14 protein-coding genes are annotated in these 16,435 nt (G+C 65.6%); 12 read left to right on the top strand and 2 right to left on the bottom strand.

All coding sequences use genetic code 11. The features are described from left to right. Positions 1–181 precede the first annotated feature (181 nt). Entirely contained in the window at positions 182–2,035 is a 1,854-nt protein-coding gene (locus MKK04_RS10520; protein ID WP_207830444.1) for an ABC transporter ATP-binding protein, read from the top strand. A 1,132-nt stretch (positions 2,036–3,167) separates the two neighbouring features. Here MKK04_RS10520 and MKK04_RS10515 read toward each other — a convergent pair. Beyond that, positions 3,168–3,995, bottom strand: a complete 828-nt coding sequence (locus tag MKK04_RS10515; protein ID WP_207830446.1) for an IclR family transcriptional regulator — start codon at positions 3,993–3,995, stop codon at positions 3,168–3,170. 248 nt (positions 3,996–4,243) lie between these two features. Here MKK04_RS10515 and MKK04_RS10510 point away from each other — a divergent pair, with 248 nt between their 5' ends. From MKK04_RS10510 to MKK04_RS10480, 7 genes are read left to right on the top strand one after another with little or no spacing between them, the layout of a single operon-like run. Further along, the gene (locus MKK04_RS10510; RefSeq protein WP_207830448.1) at positions 4,244–5,263 is read left to right on the top strand and encodes an ABC transporter ATP-binding protein; all 1,020 of its coding nucleotides are present in this window, start codon (positions 4,244–4,246) and stop codon (positions 5,261–5,263) included. Next, positions 5,260–6,129, top strand: coding sequence for an ABC transporter permease (locus MKK04_RS10505; RefSeq protein ID WP_207830450.1), 870 nt, complete (start codon positions 5,260–5,262; stop codon positions 6,127–6,129). Before MKK04_RS10510 ends, MKK04_RS10505 begins: the two co-directional genes overlap by 4 nt. A 4-nt stretch (positions 6,130–6,133) precedes the next feature. After that, a complete protein-coding gene (locus tag MKK04_RS10500; RefSeq protein WP_025339622.1) occupies positions 6,134–6,928 on the top strand; it encodes an ABC transporter permease in 795 nt (264 codons plus the stop codon). Positions 6,929–6,942: 14 nt separating this feature from the next. Then, positions 6,943–7,233, top strand: coding sequence for a (2Fe-2S)-binding protein (locus tag MKK04_RS10495; protein WP_207830453.1), 291 nt, complete (start codon positions 6,943–6,945; stop codon positions 7,231–7,233). Beyond that, positions 7,230–8,588 (top strand): FAD/NAD(P)-dependent oxidoreductase, encoded by a 1,359-nt coding sequence (locus MKK04_RS10490; RefSeq protein WP_241106557.1) that lies wholly within the window; start codon positions 7,230–7,232, stop codon positions 8,586–8,588. Before MKK04_RS10495 ends, MKK04_RS10490 begins: the two co-directional genes overlap by 4 nt. Then, on the top strand, positions 8,585–9,718 hold the full coding sequence (locus MKK04_RS10485) for an NAD(P)/FAD-dependent oxidoreductase (protein WP_233694914.1): 1,134 nt from the start codon (positions 8,585–8,587) through the stop codon (positions 9,716–9,718). Before MKK04_RS10490 ends, MKK04_RS10485 begins: the two co-directional genes overlap by 4 nt. Beyond that, positions 9,715–10,758 carry a polyamine ABC transporter substrate-binding protein gene (locus MKK04_RS10480; RefSeq protein ID WP_063913622.1) on the top strand — a complete coding sequence of 348 codons (1,044 nt, stop codon included), beginning with the start codon at positions 9,715–9,717 and terminating at the stop codon, positions 10,756–10,758. The genes MKK04_RS10485 and MKK04_RS10480 overlap by 4 nt, the downstream gene beginning before the upstream one ends. A gap of 186 nt (positions 10,759–10,944) precedes the next feature. Here the strand turns inward: MKK04_RS10480 and MKK04_RS10475 are convergent, their stop codons facing one another. Continuing rightward, complete coding sequence (locus MKK04_RS10475; RefSeq protein WP_207830463.1) at positions 10,945–11,715, bottom strand: IclR family transcriptional regulator; 771 nt, start codon at positions 11,713–11,715, stop codon at positions 10,945–10,947. 154 nt (positions 11,716–11,869) lie between these two features. Here MKK04_RS10475 and MKK04_RS10470 point away from each other — a divergent pair, with 154 nt between their 5' ends. The 4 genes from MKK04_RS10470 to MKK04_RS10455 are packed head-to-tail and all read left to right on the top strand — an operon-like array spanning position 11,870 to position 16,435. Next, entirely contained in the window at positions 11,870–12,679 is an 810-nt protein-coding gene (locus MKK04_RS10470; RefSeq protein ID WP_207830465.1) for a shikimate dehydrogenase family protein, read from the top strand. 4 nt (positions 12,680–12,683) lie between these two features. Next, a complete protein-coding gene (locus MKK04_RS10465) occupies positions 12,684–14,417 on the top strand; it encodes an FAD-dependent oxidoreductase (protein WP_207830467.1) in 1,734 nt (577 codons plus the stop codon). Then, positions 14,402–14,722, top strand: a complete 321-nt coding sequence (locus MKK04_RS10460; protein ID WP_063913626.1) for an NIPSNAP family protein — start codon at positions 14,402–14,404, stop codon at positions 14,720–14,722. The genes MKK04_RS10465 and MKK04_RS10460 overlap by 16 nt, the downstream gene beginning before the upstream one ends. Before the next feature lie 33 nt (positions 14,723–14,755). Then, positions 14,756–16,435 (top strand): FAD-dependent oxidoreductase, encoded by a 1,680-nt coding sequence (locus MKK04_RS10455; protein WP_241106556.1) that lies wholly within the window; start codon positions 14,756–14,758, stop codon positions 16,433–16,435.

The following is a 16,435-nucleotide window of genomic DNA, read 5'->3' as shown; positions in this document are numbered from 1 at the left end:
CAGAAATGTAATAAATTGCAAAGTTTTGTTAACAACCGCCGTAGGGCCAGTGTCAGTCAGTTAAGGTTTGCCGGTTTGACCAGGGCTGCTTTGCAGCCCACGCCCGGCTTGTCGACAGGCGAATGCCTCGCTGTGCGTTATGGTTACCGGCTAAGCGAAAACGGACTTTCCGGAGACAAGCATGCTTCGTATCTTTGAGCGCTGGCTCGACCCCTTCCCACCCGACGAGGTGCCACCGCCGCCGATGGGCCTGTTGCGCTTCATGTGGGCCTGTACCCGCGGCGCCCGTGGCTACATCCTGGCACTGGCATTGCTCAGTGCCGGGGTCTCGATCTACGAAGCCTGGCTGTTTGCCTTCCTCGGCCAGGTGGTCGACCTGCTCGCGGCATGGCAAGCCGGCGGCGCCGTTGGCCCTGAAGAAAAGCGAGTGCTGTGGGGCATCGGCATCGTCCTGCTGGTCAGCATCGGACTGGTGGCGCTGCGTACCATGGTTCAACATCAGGTACTGGCGATCAACTTGCCGCTGCGACTGCGCTGGGACTTTCACCGGCTGATGCTGCGCCAGAGCTTGTCGTTCTTCTCTGACGAGTTTTCCGGCCGGGTCACCACCAAGGTGATGCAGACGGCACTGGCAGTACGCGATGTGTTGTTCACCCTCATCGAAATCCTGCCCGGGATCGGCGTGTACTTCATCGCGATCATTGCCCTGGCCGGTGGCTTTGCCCTGAAGCTGATGCTGCCATTCATTGCCTGGGTCGTGCTGTTCGGCCTGGCCATGCTGTATTTCGTACCACGCCTGGGCAAGGTCGGCCAGGAGCAGGCCAATGCCCGATCGTCGATGACCGGGCGGGTTTCTGATGCCTACACCAATATCACCACGGTGAAATTGTTCTCGCACGCCAATCGCGAAGCGCACTTCGCGCGCGCCGCCATGGAGGACTTCAAGCAGACCGGCTTTCGCCAGATGCGTCTGGTCAGCCAGTTCGAAATCGTCAACCAGGCGCTGGTGGTGGGCTTGATCATTGCGGCTGGCGGCTATGCGTTGTGGTTGTGGCACCAAGGCCAGGTCGGCACCGGGGCGGTGGCGGCGATCACCGCCATGGCCTTGCGTATCAACGGCATGTCGCACTGGATCATGTGGGAGATCACCTCGCTGTTCGAAAACATCGGCACCGTGCAGGACGGCATGGCCACCCTCACCCGCGGCCCCAAGGTAAAGGATGCGCCGGATGCTGTGGAGCTGGTAACCACGGGGGGCGCGGTGAGTTTTGACAAGGTCAGCTTCAACTACAACGGCGAGCGTCAGGTGCTCAACGACCTGAGCCTGCACATCCGCCCGGGCGAAAAAGTCGGCCTGGTCGGCCGCTCCGGCGCCGGCAAGTCCACCTTGATCAACCTGCTACTGCGCTTCTACGACGTGGATCGTGGTGAAATCCGCATCGACGGGCAGAACGTGGCCAAGGTCACTCAGGACAGTCTGCGCGGCGCCATCGGCATGGTCACCCAGGACACCTCGCTGCTGCACCGTTCGATTCGCGACAACATCGCCTATGGCCGCCCCGATGCGACCGAGGCGCAGATCCGCGCCGCTGCGGCCAACGCCCAGGCCGATGGCTTCATCAGCCAGCTCAGCGACCGCCAGGGCAACATCGGTTACGACACCCTGGTGGGTGAGCGCGGCATCAAGTTGTCAGGTGGTCAGCGCCAGCGCATCGCGATTGCCCGGGTGATGCTGAAGAACGCGCCGATCCTGCTGCTGGACGAAGCCACCAGTGCGCTGGACTCGGAAGTGGAAGTGGCCATCCAGGAGAGCCTGGATGAAATGATGCAAGGCAAGACCGTCATCGCCATCGCCCACCGGTTGTCGACGATTGCTGCCATGGACCGGCTGATCGTGATGGATGAAGGGCGCATCATCGAGCAAGGCACCCATGCGCAACTGCTGGCGAAGAATGGCACTTATGCGCGGTTGTGGCAGCACCAGAGCGGCGGGTTCCTGGGTGAAGACCAGGGCGTGGCCGAGGCGACGGAGTAGGCAGGTATGCGAAGCCGGTGCCATCCACCGCGTTGCCTGCTTCGCGGGTGAACCCGCTCCCACAGGGACAGCATCCGGCCCAGGCCTGCTCCGTACCGGCAGAAACAACTGCCCTGACCAGCACCTCGAACGTTTGCTCGGTTCAGTGTGGGAGCGGGTTCACCCGCGAACACCGGCGAAGCCGGTGCCATCCACCGCGTTGCCTGCTTCGCGGGTGAACCCGCTCCCACAGGGACAGCATCCGGCCCAGGCCTGCTCCCTACCGGCAGAAACAACTGCCCTGACCAGCACCTCGAACGTTTGCTCGGTTCAGTGTGGGAGCGGGTTCACCCGCGAACACCGGCGAAGCCGGTGCCATCCACCGCGTTGCCTGCTTCGCGGGTGAACCCGCTCCCACAGGGACAGCATCCGGCCCAGGCCTGCTCCCTACCGGCAGAAACAACTGCCCTGACCAGCACCTCGAACGTTTGCTCGGTTCAGTGTGGGAGCGGGTTCACCCGCGAACACCGGCGAAGCCGGTGCCATCCACCGCGTTGCCTGCTTCGCGGGTGAACCCGCTCCCACAGGGACAGCATCCGGCCCAGGCCTGCTCCCTACCGGCAGAAACAACTGCCCTGACCAGCACCTCGAACGTTTGCTCGGTTCAGTGTGGGAGCGGGTTCACCCGCGAACACCGGCGAAGCCGGTGCCATCCACCGCGTTGCCTGCTTCGCGGGTGAACCCGCTCCCACAGGGACAGCATCCGGCCCAGGCCTGCTCCCTACCGGCAGAAACAACTGCCCTGACCAGCACCTCGAACGTTTGCTCGGTTCAGTGTGGGAGCGGGTTCACCCGCGAACACCGGCGAAGCCGGTGCCATCCACCGCGTTGCCTGCTTCGCGGGTGAACCCGCTCCCACAGGGACAGCATCCGGCCCAGGCCTGCTCCCTACCGGCAGAAACAACTGCCCTGACCAGCACCTCGAACGTTTGCTCGGTTCAGTGTGGGAGCGGGTTCACCCGCGAACACCGGCGAAGCCGGTGCCATCCACCGCGTTGCCTGCTTCGCGGGTGAACCCGCTCCCACAGGGACAGCATCCGGCCCTGGGCTTGCCCCGTACCGGCAGAAACAACTGCCCTGAGCAAAATGGCCCTCAACCAAACACATGCGAAGGCCGGCGCAGCACCGGGTCGAACGGGTTGATCCGCTCGCCAATCGCCGCCGCCTCACGCTTGAGCAGCGCCACCACGGTCGGCATGCGGTTGGGCCCCAGGCGGTCGCTGATGGTCGCCACGCTCAGGGCCGCCACCGCATGGCCGTTGCGATCGAGGATCGGCACCGCCAGGCCGGCCATGCCATCGAGCACACCGGTGTTGCGCCCCGCATAGCCGAGGCTGCGCACATTGTCGATTTCGGCGCGCAACATGACTTCGTCGTAATGGTGGAAATCCTTCAGCCGCGGCAGGTTGTAACGGATCACCTCGTCACGCTCCTCCTCTGGCAGGAAAGCCAGGATAGCCAGGCTGCCCTGCCCCACGCCCAAGGCCACCCGGCCGCCAATATCGCCAGTGAAGGTACGGATCGGGTATGGCCCTTCGCTACGGTCCAGGCACACCGCATCAAACCCCGAACGCGCCAGCAGAAACAGCGAATCACCCAGCGAGGCCGACAGCCGCAGCAGGCTCGGGCGCACCACATCGCGCAGGTTGCCCGCTTGCCCGGCCTTGGCCGCCAGGGCAAAGAAGTCCAGGCTCAGGCGGTAGCGCTTGCTGGTCGCGCACTGGTCGACCATGCCTTCTTCAATCAGGCTGCGCAACAGACGGTGGGTGGTGGGTTGCGCCAGGCCCACCCGCTGTGCCAGCTGGCTGACCTTCTCACCCTCGCCGCCGCAATCGCCCAGCGCTCGCAACACGGCGAACAAACGGGACACCGCACTGACACCCACTTCCCTGGCCTGTTCGTTTCGTTTATCGGAATCCATTTTTCGCTAAACCCCTGCAAATTTCAGTCAGTGGAATAATTTCAAAATAGCTGTCACTGAGTGAAATTACCCTTTGTCGACATCCTAATCATTGCCCTACTCTCCGGTCCATAGGGCGATATCACAACATCGGCCGCCGCCACAGCAGCGAGCGCCAACGTCCGTAAAGCTTTGCTTTTCGCCGCTGGCGCTCTGCCCACCCTGAAACTGCCGGTTGACCCCGGTTCCGTTTGCGATGGAGCACAGCCATGACCTTTCTGTTGATCGACAAGCTTTGCAAGCGCTATGGCGCCACGGAGGCAGTGGCCAGCTCGTCACTCGCCATCGAAAAAGGCGAGTTCGTCTCCCTGCTAGGCCCTTCCGGCTGCGGCAAGACCACCACCCTGCAAATGATTGCCGGCTTCGTCGAGGTCACCAGCGGCCGCATCGTCCTCGACGGCCGCGACATTACCCACGCCAAGCCGGCCAGCCGAGGCCTGGGCGTGGTGTTCCAGAGCTACGCACTGTTCCCGCACATGACCGTGCGCGACAACGTCGCCTTCGGCCTGCGCATGCGCAAGGTGGCCAGCGCCGACATCGCCCGCCGGGTCGACCAGGCCCTGGCGCTGGTGCGCCTGGACAAGCATGCCGAGCGCTACCCACGCGAGCTCTCCGGCGGCCAGCGCCAGCGTGTGGCCCTGGCCCGCGCACTGGTGATCGAACCACCGGTGCTGCTACTGGACGAGCCGCTGTCCAACCTGGACGCGCACCTGCGTGAAGAAATGCAGTTCGAGATCTGCCGCATCCAGAACGAGGTCGGCATTACGACCTTGATGGTCACCCACGACCAGGCCGAGGCCTTGTCGATCAGCGACCGGGTGGTGGTGATGGAGGCCGGGCGCATCACCCAGGTCGATGACCCCTACCGCCTCTACGAACACCCAGGCACACCCTTCATTTCCGACTTTGTCGGCAAGGCCAACCGCCTGCGCGGCGTAACCGGACCCGGCGGGCAACCACAGGCGAATGCCCAGGGCCCACTGACCCTCAGCCTGCGCCCGGAGAAGATCAGCCTCGGCCCGGCCGGCAGCGGCAAGCTCGCAGGCCGCATCAGCTGCCGCTACTTCCTCGGCAGCCAATGGCTGTACAGGGTCGACACCGCCCTGGGCAACCTGGCCGTGGTTCGTGCCAACGACGGCAGCACACCGCTGGATGAAGGCACACAGGTCGGCCTGGACTGGAACGATGCCCTGCTGCGGGTGCTGAACGCTGGCGAGGTGGCGGCATGAGCGCGGCAAAGCTGCACAGCAGCGCCTGGGGCTACGGCCTGAGCAGCCCGGCCCTGCTGTTGTTCCTGGCCTTGCTGGTGGTGCCACTGGGGCTGACCCTGCTGCTTTCGTTCAACGTGTTCGACTACAGCAGCGGCATCCAGGCTGGCCAGTACACCCTCGGCCATTACCTGAGCCTGGTGACCGACACCTACTACTACGAGATCTTTCTGCGCACCTTCTGGGTCAGCGCCCTGGTCACCCTGCTGTGCGTGCTGATCGGCATTCCCGAAGCCTTGGTGCTCAGCCGCATGGGCGCGCCGTGGCGCTCGATCTTCCTGATCCTGGTACTGACGCCGCTGCTGATTTCGGTGGTGGTGCGAGCCTTTGGCTGGAGCCTGCTGCTGGGCGCCGATGGTCTGGTCAACCAGGGCATCACCGCCCTCGGCGGGCAGCCAGTGAAGCTGCTGTATACGCCCTTTGCGGTGATCATCGGCCTGGTCCACGTGATGCTCCCGTTCATGATCATCCCGGTGTGGACCTCGCTGCAGAAGCTCGACCCGGCCGCCGAGCAGGCCGCGCTGTCGCTGGGCGCCAGCCAGTGGACGGTGTTCCGCCGCATCGTGCTGCCACAGATCATGCCCGGCGTGCTGTCAGGCACGCTGATCGTGTTCGGCCTGGCCGCCAGCTCGTTCGCCATCCCCGGCCTGCTGGGCGGGCGCCGGCTGAAAATGGTCGCCACCCTGATCTACGACCAGTACCTGGCCGAACTGAACTGGCCGATGGGTGCCACCATCGCCGTGGCCCTGCTGCTGATCAACCTGCTGGTGATGCTCAGCTGGAACCGGCTGGTCGAACGCCGCTACAAACGCGCACTTGGAGTCTGAACCCATGACCCGTAACGGCCCGCTGGCCCTGTCTTTTCACGCCCTGGTGATGCTGTTCATGCTCGCCCCGCTGGTGGTGGTGTGCCTGGTGGCATTCACCCCGGAAAACACCCTGAGCCTGCCCACCGCCGGCTTCTCGCTGCGCTGGTTCAGCGCCGTGTTCGAGCGTGCCGATTTCCTCGATGCGTTCTACAACAGCCTGAAGCTCGCGGCCCTGGCTGCCTCGCTGGCCACCCTGATCGCCGTACCGGCGGGCCTGGCGATCACCCGCTACAGCTTCCCCGGCCAAGGTTTCCTCAACGGCCTGCTGCTGTCGCCGATCATCATCCCGCACCTGGTGCTGGGTGTGGCCCTGCTGCGGCTGTTCGCCCTGCTGGGGGTCAATGGCAGCTTCGCCTGGCTGGTGTTCGCCCATGTGGTGGTGATCACCCCTTACGTACTGCGCCTGGTACTGGCCGCAGCCATCGGCATCGACCGCAGCGCCGAACAGGCCGCGCAAAGCCTGGGGGCTGGCCGGGTGACGCTGTTCTGCAAGGTCACCCTGCCGATGATCCTGCCCGGCGTGGCCGGCGGCTGGCTGCTGGCGTTCATCAACAGCTTCGACGAAGTGACCCTGTCGATCTTCGTCACCTCGCCCGCCACCCAGACACTGCCAGTGCGCATGTACGTATATGCCACCGAATCCATCGACCCGATGATGGCCGCCGTCTCTGCGCTGGTGATCGCCGTCACCGCCCTGACCATGGTCGCCCTGGACCGGGTATATGGCCTGGACCGCGTGCTGGTGGGCAAGCAATGACAAGGAATGCCCCTATGCCCCTGTTCAAGCGCGTGGCCGAACACGACCGCGAGCCACTGCCCTTCCTGCTCGACGGCCAACCGGCCAACGGCATGAACGGCGATACCCTGCTGACGGCGATCCTGACCAATGCCGGGCACCTGCGCGGCAGCGACTTCAGCGCCGAACCACGCGCCGGCTTCTGCCTGATGGGCGCCTGCCAGGACTGCTGGGTACGCCTGCAGGATGGCCGTCGGGTACGTGCCTGCTCGACCTTCCTGGAACCGGGCCATTGCGTGACCCGCGACCCGGGGCGCCAGCCATGAGTGCGATCGTGATCATCGGCGCCGGCCCGGCCGGCATCCGCGCCGCGCAAACCCTGGTGGCCCAAGGCATACGCCCGATACTGCTGGACGAGGCCAGCCGTGGCGGCGGGCAGATCTACCGCCAGCAGCCAGCCAACTTTCGCCGTCCGGCCAAAGCCTTGTATGGCTTCGAGGCTGACAAGGCCCAGGCCCTGCACAGCACCCTCGAACAATTGCGCGAGCAGATCGACTACCGCCCCGAAACCCTGGTGTGGAACGCCGAGGAGCAGGTGCTGGATACCCTGCAGCAGGGGCAGTTGGCCGACCGCCTGGCGTTCGACCGGGTGATCGTCGCCACTGGTGCTACCGACCGGGTGTTGCCGATACCCGGCTGGACCCTGCCCGGGGTCTATACCTTGGGCGCTGCGCAAATCGCCCTGAAGTTCCAGGGCTGCGCGATCGGTGAACGGGTGGTGCTGGCCGGCAGCGGCCCGCTGCTGTACCTGGTGGCGTACCAGTACGCCAAGGCCGGCGCTACGGTCAGCGCGGTGCTCGACACCTCGCCGTTCAGCGCCCAGGTACGTGCCCTGCCACGCCTGCTTCTGCAACCGGGCACCTTTGCCAAGGGCCTTTACTACCGCGCCTGGCTGGCCCGCCAGGGTGTACCGGTGCACCAGGGCGTGGCCCTGCTGGGTATCGACGGCGAACAACGGGCCAGCGGTATACGCTGGTCGCACAATGGCCAGCAACATGAACTGGCGTGCGACGCCGTGGCATTCGCCCACGCCCTGCGCAGTGAAACCCAACTGGCCGACCTGTTGGGTTGCCAGTTCGCCTGGAGCGCGCTCAACCGCGCCTGGCTGCCAGTACGTGATGCCCAGGGCCGGGCCAGCAGCCCCGGGGTGTACCTGGCGGGCGACGGTGCTGGCATCCTCGGTGCCGACGGTGCCGAGATGACCGGTGAACTGGCCGCCCTGACACTGCTGGCCGACCTCGGCAAGCCCGGCAATCCGCAACGCCAGCAGCACCTGGAAAAGCGCCTGGCCACCCTGCTGCGCTTCCGCCAGGGGCTGGAGCAGGCCTTTCCATTTCCCGAGCAATGGGCCCGGCAGGCCCCGGACCAGCTCACCGTGTGCCGCTGCGAGCAGATCAGCGCCGGGGAAATCCGCGCCACCGTGCGTGCCGGGCACTGGGAAATCAACCGGGTCAAGGCCATGTGCCGGGTCGGCATGGGCCGCTGCCAGGGGCGGGTGTGCGGTGCCGCTGCCGCTGAGCTGATCGCTTGCGAAAGCGGTCGGGCCATTGACCAGGTCGGGCGCCTGCGCGGCCAGGCACCGGTCAAACCCCTGCCCTTCGGCCTGGAGATAAAACCATGAAGCTGATCGAAGTGGACGCCATCATCATCGGCGGCGGCATCATCGGCAGCAGCGCGGCCTTGACCCTGGCCCGCGCTGACCAGCAAGTGGCATTGCTGGAGCGCGACTTCTGCGGCTCGCATTCCAGCGGGGTGAACTACGGCGGCGTGCGCCGCCAGGGCCGCTCGTTGGCCCAGCTGCCGTTGTCGATGCGTGCCCATGCCATCTGGGGGCAGTTGCGCGCGTGGATCGGCATCGACGGCGAATACGCCCGCAGTGGCCACCTGAAGCTGGCACGCAGCGAAACCGACTTCGATGCCTTGAAGGCCTATGCGCGGCGTACCCAGGCTTTTGACCTGCGCTTGCAACTGCTTGAACGACACGAACTGCGCCAGCGCTTCCCCTGGGTAGGCGATATCGCCGTCGGCGCCTCGTACTGCCCCGAAGATGGCCATGCCAACCCACGGCTGGTGTCACCGGCCTTCGCCCAGGCGGCCAGGCGCAACGGCGCCCAGGTGCATGAGCAGTGCAAGGTACTGCAGGTGGGCCACGACGGCCACCGCTTCAGCGTACACACCAGCAGCGGCGAGTGTTTCAAGGCACCCTGGCTGTTGAATTGCGCCGGTGCCTGGTCGGCGCAACTGGCCGAGCAGTTCGGCGAGCCAGTGCCGCTGACCGCCGCCCACCCGGCCATGCTGGTCACCGAGCCGCTGCCGCTGTTCATGACCGCCAGCACCGGGGTCGAAGGCGGCGGCATCTACGCCCGCCAGGTGACGCGTGGTAACTGCGTGCTGGGCGGCGGGCGCGGTTTTGCCCTGACCCCGACCACCGCACGCCCAGGCCAGGCCGCAGTACTCGACATCCTGCGCAATGCCACCGAGCTGTACCCGGCATTGGCCGGCGCCCAGGCCATTCGCACCTGGAGCGGCACCGAGGGCTACCTGCCCGATGACGAACCGGTGCTCGGCCCCAGCCTGTCCCAACCCGGGCTGCTGCATGGCTTCGGCTTTGCCGGTGCCGGCTTCCAGATTGGCCCGGCCGCTGGTGAAGCATTGGCGCAATGCATCCTGCACGGCGCGCCGGCACTCAGCCTGGCGGCCTTTTCCATCAAGCGTTTCCAGCCCCACCACCACAAGGAAAACCTGTCATGACGCACAAGCAACGTTTGCTCGCCCTGTTCTGCACCGTGCCCGGCCTGTTCGCCTGCCTGCCCGCCATGGCCCAACCCACGCTGTACCTGGGCATGAACGGCGGCACCATGGAGCGGCTGTTCAGCGACGACATCCTGCCAAGGTTCGAGCAGGCCAACGGGGTAAAGGTGGTGATCGTCCCCGGCACCTCGGCCGACATTCTGGCCAAGGTCCAGGCCACCCCGAACAAGCCGTCGATCCATGTGATGGTGCTGGATGACGGCATCATGTACCGCGCCATCGGCATGGGCCTGTGCAGCACGCTCAAACCCAACCCGACCTTGGCCCAGTTGCCGGAAAAGGCCCTGATCAAGGACAAGGCCGCGGCCGTCAGCCTGGGCGTGACCGGGCTTGCCTACAACAGCCGCCTGTTCAAGGCCAAAGGCTGGGCTGCGCCCACCTCGTGGAACGACCTGGCCGACCCGCGCTTCAAGGACAAGGTGGTGTTCCAGTCGATGGCATCGTCCACCTTCGGCCTGCATGGTTTCCTGATGTACAACCGCCTGCACGGCGGCAGCGATACCGACGTCAACCCGGGCTTCACGGCCTGGCAGAAGAACGTGGGCCCGAACGTGCTGGAGTACATCCCCAACTCGGCCAAGCTCTCGGAAATGGTGCAAACCGACGAAGCCGCGCTGTTCCCGCTTACCCCCACCCAGGTGACGGCGCTGAAACTCAAAGGCATCCCGGTGGAGTACGCCGCGCCCAAGGAAGGTGCCGTGGTGCTCAACCAGGCAGAATGCGTCACGGCCAACAACGACCAGCCGGAGCTTGCGCAGAAGCTCGCCGAGTTCCTGCTCAGCCCCGAGGCGCAGTCGCCGGCCCTGGAGCTGGGTGACCAGATCCCGTCCAACCCCAACACCCCAACCAGCGACAAGACCCGTGGCCAGGTCGAGGCCATGCAGACCTACCTGCAGACTGCCGTGACCATTGACTGGGATCAGGTCAACACCCAGCGCCCGGAATGGAACGCCCGCTGGAATCGCCAGATCGAGAGATAAGCCGAGGCCCTTGGCCCGCTCCCACAGGTACCGCGCATATCCGCACCAAAGCGCGCTCCCTGTGGGAGATACCCAGCCCTTTGGGCTGCGCTTTCAGGTAGAGAACTGAATTCACAAGCGGTCCGCGTACCCTGTGGGAGCGGCTTTAGCCGCGAAGAAGGCAACACGCACCCAAACCCTGACGCCTCAATCCAGCACCGGCCGCAACAGCGCCTGCGCCTCGTACAGGGTCGGCAGATACCGCAAACGTATTTCATCCACACTCAACCGCGAAGCATGGGTGGTGATGGTCAACGTCGCTTTCAGCCGGCCAGCCCGGTCCAGCAGTGGCACACCCAGCACGCGCATGCCGATTTCATACTCCTGGTCCACGATACAGAACCCCTGTCCCTTCACCCGCAGCAACTCCGCCTCCAGCTGCACCCGGTCCGTCTGCGTATAAGGCGTCAGCCCCCTCAGCGGGTTACGCGCAAAGTACCCATCCCGCTCCCCCTCATCCAGCCAGGCCAGCCAGACACGCCCGCCGGCGGTGCAATACATCGGCACCCGCGATCCCGGCCTGATCGACAACGAGGCCACATGGCTGTAGCGGCTGCGCACCAGGTGGATGATCTCGTCACCATCACGGGTGCCCACCGACACATGCTCCTGGGTCTGCCGCGCCACCTGCTCGACGATCGGCCGCAGCATGCGCGGCAGCTGCGCCGAGTCTACATACGCCTGGCCGAGGCGCAGCGCCTTGGGCGTCAGCCAGTACTCACGGCTATCGGTTTCGGCAAAGCCCTCATGCACCAAGGTCAATAGAAACCGCCGCGCGGCACTGGGGGTAAGGCCGGACAACCTGGCCGCCTGCGGCACGCTCAGGCGCGGCTGCTCGGCGCTGAACAGCTGCATCAGCGCCAGGCCTTTCTGCAAGCCGGCGATCAGGTCACGGGGGTGGATAGTGGGCGTGTTCATTTATTCGACTCGCAAGCAGGGGTATTTCAGCCGATTAACGCGATAACCGGATCAACAATGCGATTATCGCACTAAATACCCGATCAGCGCATTGTTGCCCATGCCCCCTTGCCTCACCCTTGCCCTCCATAACAACGCCAAAAAGGAGGTCAGCATGATTCGTGGTTCTACTGAACTGGTCGCCATCGTCGGTTCGCCCATTGCCCAGGTGAAGTCCCCCGAAAACTTCAACACCTGGTTCGCCAACAACAACTGCAACCTCGCCATGCTGCCCATCGACCTGCAGGAGGCCGCGCTGGAGACCTTTGCCGGCACCCTGCGCGGCTGGCAGAACCTGCGCGGTTGCGTGGTCACCGTGCCGTACAAGCAGGCCCTGGCCAGCCGCCTGGACGGCCTGAGCGAGCGCGCAGCCGCCCTCGGCTCGGTCAATGTCATTCGCCGTGAGCATGACGGCCGCCTGATGGGCGACAACGTGGACGGCGCCGGCTTCCTCGGTGCTGCGCGCAAACATGGCTTCGAGCCGGCAGGCAAGCATGCATTGGTGATCGGTTGCGGCGGGGTCGGCAGTGCCATCGCCTATGCGCTGGGCGAGGCCGGCATCGCCAGCATCACCCTCAGCGACCCCAGCACAGCGCGCATGGGCGCTGTGTGCGAACTGCTCGGCAATGCCTTCCCCACGGTCGAAATCGCCACCCGGGTCGACGGGCTGGAAGGCTTCGATCTGCTGGTCAACGCCTCCCCGGTCGGCATGGGCGGCAGCGCGGAGCTGCCGCTGCCTGCCGCACTGCTCGCCACCTTGCAAGCCGAAACCCTGGTCGCCGACGTGGTCACCTCGCCCGAGATTACCCCGCTGCTGAACCGGGCACGCCAGGTTGGCTGCGCGGTGCAGACCGGCCCGGAAATGGCCTTCGCCCAACTCGGCCACCTGGGCGCCTTCATGGGCGTCACGCCGCTGGAGATCTGAAGCCATGCCGACGCTTGAACACGCGCAACACAGTTTTGACCTGGTCGTGCTGGGTAGCGGCGCCGGAGGCTTTGCCGCTGCCGCCACGGCCGCCCGCCGTGGGTTGAAAGTGCTGGTGGTGGAAAAGGCCGAGCACTTTGGCGGCACCTCGGCGATTTCCGGCGGGGCGGTGTGGCTCTATGGTACCGATCAAGCCCGCGCTGCAGGTGCGGTGGACTCCCCCGAGGCCATCCGCACCTACCTCAAGCAGGTCATTGGCGACGGCTACGACCCCGCCCTGGTCGACGCCTTCATCGAGCATGGCCACCAGGCGCTGCGCTGGCTGGAGCAGAACACCGAACTGCGCTACGCCCTGCGCCCGCACTCGCCGGACTACTACCCGGACGCACCTGGCGCCACTCAGTTTGGCCGGGCGCTGGAGATGGTCGAGTACGACGGCAAGCAGCTCGGCCCGCACTTCAAGAACCTGAAGATGCCGCCGCCCGGCATGTTGCTGTTCGGCGGCATGATGGTCAACCGCGTGGATATCCAGCATTTTCTCAGTATTCGCCGCTCGCCCAGGTCGCTGTGGCATTGCCTCAAGCTGATGGCGCGTTACGCACGGGACCGCTTGCACCACCCACGCGGCACGCGGCTTACCACCGGCAACGCCTTGATCGCCCGCCTGGCCAGCAGCGCCTTCGCCCATGGCACGCAGCTGTGGCTGCGCAGCGAAGCCGTGGAGCTGATCGTCGAACGCGGCGTGGTCGCCGGCGTGGTGGTGCAACGCGAAGGGCGCCGTGAACGGGTGCTGGCCCGTGGCGGTGTGGTGTGCGCCATGGGCGGGTTCGCTGCAGGCGCACTCGCCGACAGCTACCGGCCCGCCCAGCCGACGCCGCACCTGAGCATGTCACCGCCCACCAATGACGGTGCTGCCCTGCGCCTTGGCCAAGCCGTGGCCGCAGCCCAGGGTGAGGGCCTGGCGGCCAACTTCTTCTGGGCGCCGGTTTCCGAACTGCGCCATGCCAGTGGCGAGCGTGAGCGCTTCCCGCACCTGGTCACCGACCGCGCCAAACCGGGCGTGATCGCGGTGAACCCGGACGGGCGACGCTTCGTCAACGAGTCCGACTCCTACCACCACTTCGTGCAGACCATGTTCGCCAACGGCATTGCCAGCTGCTGGCTGGTCTGCGATGCCGAGGCAATGAACCGCTACGGCCTGGGCCTGGCGCGGCCAAAGCCGGTGGACAACCAGGCATTGATCGACGCTGGCTACCTGCACCGCGCCGCAACCGCGCAGGCCCTGGCCCAGGCCATCGGCGTGGACCCACAGGTGTTCATGCAGACCCTGGAACAGTTCAACACCGACGCCCGTAACGGCATCGACCGCGCGTTCGGCAAAGGCGGCAACAGCTACAACCGCTACATGGGCGACCCACAACACATGCCCAACCCCTGCCTGGCGCCGCTGACCCGCGGACCGTTCTACGCCATCCGCCTCCACACCGGCGACCTCGGCTCGGCTTGCGGGCTGGTAACCAATGCCGATGCCAATGTGCTGAACCGCAACGGTCACCCCATTACCGGGCTGTATGCAGTCGGCAACGACATGAACTCATTGATGAAAGGCACCTACCCCGGACCCGGTATCACCCTGGGCCCTGCCCTCACCTTCGGCTGGCTCGCTGCCAACCACATCGCCGCGCGCCTGCAGGCGCCGACCACCCACATGGAGACCCCAGCATGTACTACGAACTGAGAACCTACACCCTCGACCCACTGAAAATGGCCGACTGGCTGAGCCTGTATCAAAGCCACGCGCTGGAGGTGCAAAGCGAGCACCTGGGTAACCTGGTCGGCTTTTTCACCAGCGAGTTCGGCGAGGTCAACCAAGTGGTGCATATCTGGGGCTATGCCAGCCTCGACGAGCGCATGGCACGCCGTACAGCCATGGCAGCGGACCCGCGTTGGGCAGAGTTCTCACGGCGTAACCGCGAGCTGGGCGCGGTGCTGCGCTTGCAGTCGCGACTGCTGCGGCCCACCGGTTTTTCACCGCTGCAGTAAAACCTTCCTCCAACACCTGAGCGGAACCCCACCATGCACCCCCTCGAATGTGACGTACTCGTCATCGGCGCCGGCGCCTCTGGCCTGGCTGCCGCCGTTACTGCCGCACATCACGGCCTGCAGGTGATCGTCGCGGAAAAAGCCAGCCAGCTGGGCGGCACCAGCGCCTGGTCGGGGGGATGGCTGTGGATACCGCGCAACCCGTTGGCCATCGCCGAAGGCATCGTCGAGCGCGACGATGCCCCGGAGCGCTACCTGCGCGCGCAAACCCACGTCAGCGACCTGGACCCGCGCCAGCTCGCCTTCCTGCGTCACGGCCCGGAGATGGTAGCGTTCTTTCAGCAGCACACTGCCGTCCAGTTCCAGTCCGGCAGCCGCATGCCCGACATGCGCGAAGGCGACGGCAGCGCACGCGGTGGCCGTTCGCTGTGTGCACTGCCATATGACGGGCGCCTGCTCGGGCCCTGGCTGCACAAGCTGCGCCCACCGCTGGACATCGTCAGCCTGGCCGGCATGGGCATTGCCGGCGGCGCCGACATGGCCGCCTTCTTCAACGCCACGCGCTCGCCCAAGGCGGCGCTGCATGTGGGCAAGCGCCTGCTGCGCCATGCCCGCGACCTGCTGCTGCACCGGCGCGGGCTGCAACTGGTCAATGGCAACGCGCTGGTGGCACGCCTGCTGCGCAGCGCCCTGGACCTTGGCGTGACGCTACTGACCGACAAGCCGGCCAGCCGCCTGCTGGGCGAAGGCCGGGTCAGGGGCGCGCAGTTTGCCGACGGCCAGGTGATCCATGCCCGCCGCGGTGTGGTGCTGGCCTGCGGTGGCTTTGCGCATGATCGCCAGCGCATCGCGCAAGTGATGCCCCATGCGCCGGACGGTACCCAGCATTACTCCGCAGCACCCAGGGAAAACAGCGGTGACGGCTTGCGCCTGGGCGAACAGGTTGGTGGCCTGGTCCAGTCGACTACGGCCCATGCGGGTGCTTGGGCGCCTGTGTCACGGGTACCGCGCAGCGATGGCAGTTTCGGCCATTTCCCGCACTTGATCGACCGCGCCAAGCCCGGCTTCATCGCCGTGCGCCGCGATGGCCGGCGCTTCGTCAACGAGGCCGATTGCTACCACGACTTCATGAACGCGCTGTTCGCCGCCACGCCGCAGGGGGAAGCGCCGGAAGCCTGGCTGATCTGCGACCACGCCGCGCAACGTCGCTATGGTATCGGCTGGGCCAAGCCCTTCCCTTTCTCCACCCGCCACTATCAGCGCTGCGGTTACCTGCACAGCGGTCGCACACTGGCGCAACTGGCGCAGCGCTGCGGGATCGATGCCGAGCAGTTGCAGCGCACGGTGGACGGTTTCAACCGCCATGCAGCCCGGGGTAAAGATCCGCTTTTCCAGCGTGGCGTATCGGCTTACAACCGGGCCCAGGGCGAGCCGTTGCAGGTACCCAATCCATCGCTGCGACCATTGCTGGACGGGCCGTATCACGCCGTGAAACTGTTGCCGGGCAGCCTGGGTACCTTTGCCGGCCTGGCAACAGACAGTACCGCCCGCGTGCTGGACCATGCAATGCAGCCGATTCCTGGGCTGTATGCGGTGGGCAACGACATGCACAGCGTGATGGGCGGGTATTACCCGAGTGGCGGTATTACCTTGGGGCCGGGGATGACGTTCGGTTACCTGGCTGGTAGAGCGTTGAGTTTGTACCGGCCCTGA

Origin of the sequence: Pseudomonas sp. LS.1a, from assembly GCF_022533585.1 — a bacterium.
Taxonomy (GTDB): domain Bacteria; phylum Pseudomonadota; class Gammaproteobacteria; order Pseudomonadales; family Pseudomonadaceae; genus Aquipseudomonas.
Note: the sequence above shows the minus strand (reverse complement) of the source record. Positions and strands in the feature narration are given on the sequence as shown.

Excerpts from the sequence above, each read along its gene's own strand:
- MKK04_RS10475 (WP_207830463.1), bottom strand. The coding sequence starts at position 11,715 with ATGAACACGCCCACTATCCACCCCCGTGACCTGATCGCCGGCTTGCAG.
- MKK04_RS10465 (WP_207830467.1), top strand. The coding sequence starts at position 12,684 with ATGCCGACGCTTGAACACGCGCAACACAGTTTTGACCTGGTCGTGCTG.
- MKK04_RS10470 (WP_207830465.1), top strand. The coding sequence starts at position 11,870 with ATGATTCGTGGTTCTACTGAACTGGTCGCCATCGTCGGTTCGCCCATT.
- MKK04_RS10480 (WP_063913622.1), top strand. The coding sequence starts at position 9,715 with ATGACGCACAAGCAACGTTTGCTCGCCCTGTTCTGCACCGTGCCCGGC.
- MKK04_RS10460 (WP_063913626.1), top strand. The coding sequence starts at position 14,402 with ATGTACTACGAACTGAGAACCTACACCCTCGACCCACTGAAAATGGCC.
- MKK04_RS10485 (WP_233694914.1), top strand. The coding sequence starts at position 8,585 with ATGAAGCTGATCGAAGTGGACGCCATCATCATCGGCGGCGGCATCATC.
- MKK04_RS10490 (WP_241106557.1), top strand. The coding sequence starts at position 7,230 with ATGAGTGCGATCGTGATCATCGGCGCCGGCCCGGCCGGCATCCGCGCC.
- MKK04_RS10515 (WP_207830446.1), bottom strand. The coding sequence starts at position 3,995 with ATGGATTCCGATAAACGAAACGAACAGGCCAGGGAAGTGGGTGTCAGT.
- MKK04_RS10495 (WP_207830453.1), top strand. The coding sequence starts at position 6,943 with ATGCCCCTGTTCAAGCGCGTGGCCGAACACGACCGCGAGCCACTGCCC.
- MKK04_RS10520 (WP_207830444.1), top strand. The coding sequence starts at position 182 with ATGCTTCGTATCTTTGAGCGCTGGCTCGACCCCTTCCCACCCGACGAG.
- MKK04_RS10505 (WP_207830450.1), top strand. The coding sequence starts at position 5,260 with ATGAGCGCGGCAAAGCTGCACAGCAGCGCCTGGGGCTACGGCCTGAGC.
- MKK04_RS10510 (WP_207830448.1), top strand. The coding sequence starts at position 4,244 with ATGACCTTTCTGTTGATCGACAAGCTTTGCAAGCGCTATGGCGCCACG.
- MKK04_RS10455 (WP_241106556.1), top strand. The coding sequence starts at position 14,756 with ATGCACCCCCTCGAATGTGACGTACTCGTCATCGGCGCCGGCGCCTCT.
- MKK04_RS10500 (WP_025339622.1), top strand. The coding sequence starts at position 6,134 with ATGACCCGTAACGGCCCGCTGGCCCTGTCTTTTCACGCCCTGGTGATG.